General features: G+C 66.6%; 1 protein-coding gene. It reads left to right on the plus strand.

The annotated features are described in order from the left end of the window. The first annotated feature begins 322 nt into the window (after positions 1-322). Positions 323-1,393 (plus strand): IS110 family RNA-guided transposase, encoded by a 1,071-nt coding sequence (locus tag AC4CS3_RS23890; RefSeq protein ID WP_490785535.1) that lies wholly within the window; start codon positions 323-325, stop codon positions 1,391-1,393. The last annotated feature ends 37 nt before the right edge of the window (positions 1,394-1,430 follow it).

Genomic DNA, 1,430 nt, shown 5'->3' on the forward strand with positions numbered 1-1,430 from the left:
CATAACGACTGTGAGGATTGTTGTGGCTGGTCTGGGACTGGCTGGCAGAGTAGGTACCGGCCGTGCCGCCCTGTGGTCGTGACTCACATAACGACTGGCCCCGCAGGGGTGCCATTTTGTTGACTTGTCCGTCCGCGGGGTGGGCGGCCGGTACCTGCCCGGCCCACCTCGGTAACTTGATCAGAAGGTTGCCCGCCCCCACCGTTTGCCCGGGGGCGTGGCTCGTCACAGTGTTGTTCCGAAGTGACCTCTACCCGGACTGGTACCGGCCGCATGCGGCCCTGACCATATCCGCGAAATAGAGGAAGCTGCCAGAACCGCTATGACTATCGTTGCGCATTCGCGCTCATTTGTCGTCGGCGTCGACACCCACGCCAGGAACCACGTCTACGCCATCATCACCGCCGGAACCGGCGAACTGCTCGAAACCCGGGATTTCCCCACCACGAACCCCGGCATCAACCGGGCCATCGCCTGGGTCGCGCGCCGCACCGGCGCCGACCTGGGAACCCTGTGGGTGATCGAAGGCGCCGCCTCCTACGGGGCCCTGCTCGCCGGTGCCGTGGGCGCTGCCGGCTACGACGTCGCCGAAGCCGCGCGCATGGATGCCCGGTCCCGGCACGGGGTGGGCAAGTCCGACCCCCTGGACGCGCACCGGATCGCCGCCGCCGTCCTGCCCCTGCAGGAACAGCAGCTGCGCCGGCCACGGCTGAACGACGGGATCCGCGCAGCCTTACGGGTCCTGGTCACCGCACGGGAATCCATGACCACCGGGCGCACCCGGGCCGTGAACGCGCTGACCGCCCTGGCCCGGGCGAACGACCTGGGCCTGGACGCCCGCAAACCCCTGACCGGAACCCAGATCCTCGAGGTCTCCCGCTGGCGTGCCCGTGAAGAACCCCTGGCCATCTCCGTCGCCCGCTCCGAAGCAGTCCGCCTGGCCAAACACATCAGCGAGCTCGACACGGACATCAAAACCAACACCGCCCGGATCACCGAACTGGTCGAAATCAGCGAAGCCGCGCCCTTGCTGCAGGAAACCGGGTTCGGTCCCGTCACCGCAGCGATCTGCCTGACCGCGTGGTCCCACCACGGCCGGGTCCGTTCCGAGGCCGCCTTCGCCTCCCTGGCCGGGGTCAGCCCGATCCCGGCATCCTCGGGCAACACCGTCCGGCACCGGCTCAACCGCGGCGGCGACAGAACCCTGAACAAAGCCCTGCACATGGTCGCACTCAGCAGGATGACCTTCGACGCCGAAACCATCGGATACGTCGAGAAACGACAAGCCGAAGGACGGACCAAAAAGGAGATCCGCCGGTGCGTGAAACGCTATCTCGCCCGACGGATCTACCGAACACTCAACGCCCCAAACCCTGCCTCTTGCAGCGCTTGACAACCATAGAAGGGTCAACAACTGCGAGCCAGTTGGG

The sequence above is a fragment of the Arthrobacter sp. SE2 genome (genome assembly GCF_058244265.1).